Consider the following 3,927-nt stretch of genomic DNA (forward strand, 5'->3'; position numbering starts at 1 on the left):
TCGGTGCAAGGCGCTCAAGCCATCGCCAACCTGAGGTGCTACAAGCATAGCGGCGCTTGGAACCTGGTCAAGGCAGTTATCGCTGCGGCTGCTTGATTGTGCAATTTGTTATACACACGCGGAAAAGAGTTTTGTTCTGTACATAACTAAAATTGTTTATCTTTAAAAGGTCAAAACTAAATCCACATGATCATTCTAAAACCGAACCTCAGTTGTAAAAGCCTTTCCACCTATTTGTTTTTTTATTTTTTATTGACAGTTTGCGCTAACATCGAGGCGCAAAACATACAGGTATCTACCTCTGATGGGGTAGCCGAATCCGCGATCAAGGTCAACCCTGTTCATCCTAATATCATTGTTGCCGGTTCAAATTTCCGGGATAGCGGACAAGGCTTATATTATTCGTCCGATGGCGGCATGAGTTGGTCCGTCTCTTCGTACCCATCAGCAAACTATTCTGGAGATCCGACGATCGACTGGTCTTCCGATGGGCAGCTGGCCTTTACGGCCATGCTGACCAACTGTGGAGGAGGCTGTGAGCTCTGGTTTTTGCGCTCGGGCGACAATGGTCGAAGCTGGGCTGATCTGCCCGGTAATCCACAAAGGGTACTGAGTTCCAATAACGTCGATAAGGAATACTTACACGTTGACAAACACCGAACCTCCCCCCATGTCGATAATATCTATATTACCTGGACTTTTAACGGAGGACCAGCCGTAGGTAGATTGCAATTTGCCAGATCCCTGGATCGTGGCCGTACTTGGGAGCCAACCATTTCTTTCACCGGTGACCCCCGTGGATTTGGCAGTGATATCACCACCGATGCAGCCGGGAACCTTTACTATGTATGGCATGCTTATGAGGAGAGGGAGATCGTCCTCAAAAGATCTACCAACGGAGGCGGTAGTTTCATTAATGGCACCATAACTATTGCGGAAACCTCGCCTACTTCGCAGCAAACAAACGGCATTCCGATTCCTGCTCAGGAGACAAGAAGGGCCTGGATTGTACCCTCTGCGGATACTGATCTCTCCGATTCACCCTACCGCGGCAGTATATATGTAGCGTGGTCGGACAGCTACGATGCGGTGGATGTCAACAATCCCGCGAATAACCATATGCGGGTACGTGTAGCTCGCTCCCGAAACGGAGGACTGAACTGGCAAACCGTGACGCCGCATCCGACCTTTGATAGAGCAACGGTAGACCGCTGGCATCCCTGGATCACGGTGGATAATCGGGGAACTGTACACATAGTATATTACGATACCCGTCGTAGTAATAATCGTACTGGTGTTGATCTTTATTACTCCTATTCCAGAGACGGTGCAGAGACTTTTTCTACTCCCGTTAGATTAACCGATAGGACCTCTCCTAATGTCGTAAATGACAATTTTGAATTCGGAGATTATAACGGTGCCGATCATTTACCGGATCGGGTCATCGGAATATACACGGATAACCGTTCAGGAAACTCAAAGGATATTTATGTAGCCTTCGGCCCGGTCGTACCTGGAGCCTGTACTTTCGTGGATTTTGGAGAGAACGGCCCTGGGAACGGCCTGCCGAATGCTCCTTTCAATACGGTTGCATCCGGAGTGTCTGCTACTCCTGCCGGCGGAAGTATCTGTATCGAGTCGGGCACCTCCGCCGAGACCATAACTATCTCTAAAAGGCTCACTATTGAATCGACTGGAGGTATAGTCCGGATCGGACAATAAGGCCGTATAAAAACTAATAAAATTAAGGATAGCTATCATCCGAACTTTTCCCCATTAATTCGTACACATAATGAAAAAACTTAAGCACTCCCTTTTATTGCTATGTTTCATGTCCATCTTATTTTCAAAACCTGGATTTGGTCAATACTGGAATGGAGATGAAGGTACAGAAACCGACATCTGGAGAAGCGGAAATATTGGATTGGGCACAGATAATCCCACTCAGCTTCTGCACTTATTTTCGAGCACATCCGGAGATTTGTCTACCTTTCCCGTTTTCTTCCCCGATGCAACACTACCCGGTACAAAGGCCCGCTTTTCCAATTTAAGGGTCATCCCGACCGGCAATCCTCTCTCCGGAGGATCGGAACAAACTTTACACAACTGGGATCTAAGAGTTTTGGGTGATCAAATGAATTTTGATCACTCAACAGATAATAATTATCTGAACACTGTCTTTTCAGTTGATGGGAGCGGGCGCTTAATCCTAAGGGGAACTACTTCCGGTAATGCATTTCTGTCACCCACTGCTTTTCCTGAAATAGAATGGCCAGGCACCAAGTTGCGTCTTTTCAACCGCAGGATAATTCCCAACCCTACTGCTCCTGGCTCGCTCCCGGAGCAGACACTCCACACTTGGGACCTGAATGCCCTGGGAAATCAGTTTACCCTGAATTATTATGAGGACAACTTGTACGTAAATACTTCCTTATTGGTGGATAACAATGGGAAAATGACAGTTAGAGGAACTACTTCCGGTAATGCCTTTATCTCTCCTTCTGTCGTACCTGAAGCGGAAATGCCCGGTACTAAGCTGCGCCTGGCCAATTACCGGGTCATTCCCGATCTAACACCTCCGATCACCGAACCGGAACGAAACCTGCACAAGTGGGATCTGAGAGTATTCGGCAATCAATTTGGTGTCGATTATTATCTAAACAATCGCTACGAGGATACTTTCCTGACTATCCACGGAGAGGGCATCGTGAGCGTCAACGGCACTACTTCCACCAATATATTGGAGATCAGAGGCGGAAATGATATAGCCGAGCCCTTTACCCTGAGCATAGGAGAAGAGATCCTGCCCGGCTCGGTTATGATCATAGATGAGCACCATCCCGGAAAATTAAAACTCAGTGAAGAACCCTACGATAGAAAAGTTGCTGGAGTAATCAGTGGAGCACAGGGAATTAAGCCAGGCATTACACTGGCTTACGATGAAAGCGTGAATACAGAAAAACTGATATCCATCGCCGGCAGAGTGTATGTCTGGGCAAACACCTCAGCCGGCCCTATTAAGCCGGGTGATTTACTCACTACTTCCAATATCCGGGGTCAAGCGATGAAAGTGACAGATTATCAACAGGCTCAGGGGGCTATATTGGGTAAGGCAATGTCCGCTCTCGAGACCGAACAGGGATACGTACTGCTGCTGGTATCGCTTCAGTAAGCTGATAAGGATGATGCGCTAAAAACGTTTCGTGGCAAAACATCGTTGGCACTAAGTGGAAAATTTCGGCGACCTTCCATATAAATAGGGGCGCCGTTGATAGTCTGTGGATATAATTTGAATATTCAACCGAATTGTCTAGGTACGGAACGAAAAAAGGACCTTTCGCGACCTATGCCTAAGTCTACTTTAGGAGTAAAAGGCGCAGGATGGGCATTGAAAAATTTTGTACTATACGTAAAAATGAATTTTCATCCATGAATCGCTACCTATTTGTTACGCTGTTTCTTGTCTGCCATTTACCTTTCTCATCAGCTCAGAAATTTGCCCGGGAAACTGCGGTCAAACTTTGTAGCTATGATAGGGAGGATGAAGAGATTGTTTTACAAGCAGTTGAAGCGCAGGAAGTGTCACTTTTGAAGAAGTCCGAAAGCACCTTGGTGTAGAATCGCAAAGACAGTGGTCCGATTTGGCCATTGCCAGATCTACACCCATACTCCTGGCCCTTTTCAGCATCGTGACCCTTTGGGCTGATCAACTTAACCAACTACAATTAATCCGCATCAAAACTTTCGCATGGTATCAAAAATCACATCCGACTTTTTCGGATGCTATCGCCTCGGTTCGAAGGCGAATTTAGGCCGTCCCTGTAAATTCTCCAGGAGATAGTCTTCGATATAAAATTTGGCTATTGGCCGTTTCCCTTGTGGAGTTGTAAATCCGAAGATTGATGATTCTAGGTCTATACGGTCCCA

General features: G+C 46.7%; 3 protein-coding genes and 1 pseudogene. All 4 read left to right on the forward strand.

What is annotated here, in order from left to right; genetic code table 11:
- Window positions 1-186: 186 nt before the first annotated feature.
- Window positions 187-1,722: a sialidase family protein gene (locus CRP01_RS41515; RefSeq protein WP_099156008.1), complete on the forward strand. Its 1,536-nt coding sequence runs from the start codon at window positions 187-189 to the stop codon at window positions 1,720-1,722.
- Window positions 1,723-1,792: 70 nt separating this feature from the next.
- On the forward strand, window positions 1,793-3,172 hold the full coding sequence (locus CRP01_RS41520; RefSeq protein ID WP_143473776.1) for a hypothetical protein: 1,380 nt from the start codon (window positions 1,793-1,795) through the stop codon (window positions 3,170-3,172).
- A gap of 257 nt (window positions 3,173-3,429) precedes the next feature.
- Window positions 3,430-3,618, forward strand: coding sequence for a hypothetical protein (locus CRP01_RS41525; RefSeq protein WP_143473777.1), 189 nt, complete (start codon window positions 3,430-3,432; stop codon window positions 3,616-3,618).
- Window positions 3,582-3,809: pseudogene (locus tag CRP01_RS43615) on the forward strand (IS701 family transposase); the annotation flags it as partial. The gene CRP01_RS41525 and the pseudogene CRP01_RS43615, both read left to right, overlap by 37 nt.
- Window positions 3,810-3,927 lie beyond the last annotated feature (118 nt).

This window comes from Flavilitoribacter nigricans DSM 23189 = NBRC 102662 (genome assembly GCF_002646595.1).
GTDB lineage: Bacteria > Bacteroidota > Bacteroidia > Chitinophagales > Saprospiraceae > Flavilitoribacter > Flavilitoribacter nigricans.

What these genes read in the sequence shown, in the direction of transcription:
- CRP01_RS41515 (WP_099156008.1), top strand. Translation starts at nt 187, where the DNA reads ATGATCATTCTAAAACCGAACCTCAGTTGTAAAAGCCTTTCCACCTAT.
- CRP01_RS41520 (WP_143473776.1), top strand. Translation starts at nt 1,793, where the DNA reads ATGAAAAAACTTAAGCACTCCCTTTTATTGCTATGTTTCATGTCCATC.
- CRP01_RS41525 (WP_143473777.1), top strand. Translation starts at nt 3,430, where the DNA reads ATGAATCGCTACCTATTTGTTACGCTGTTTCTTGTCTGCCATTTACCT.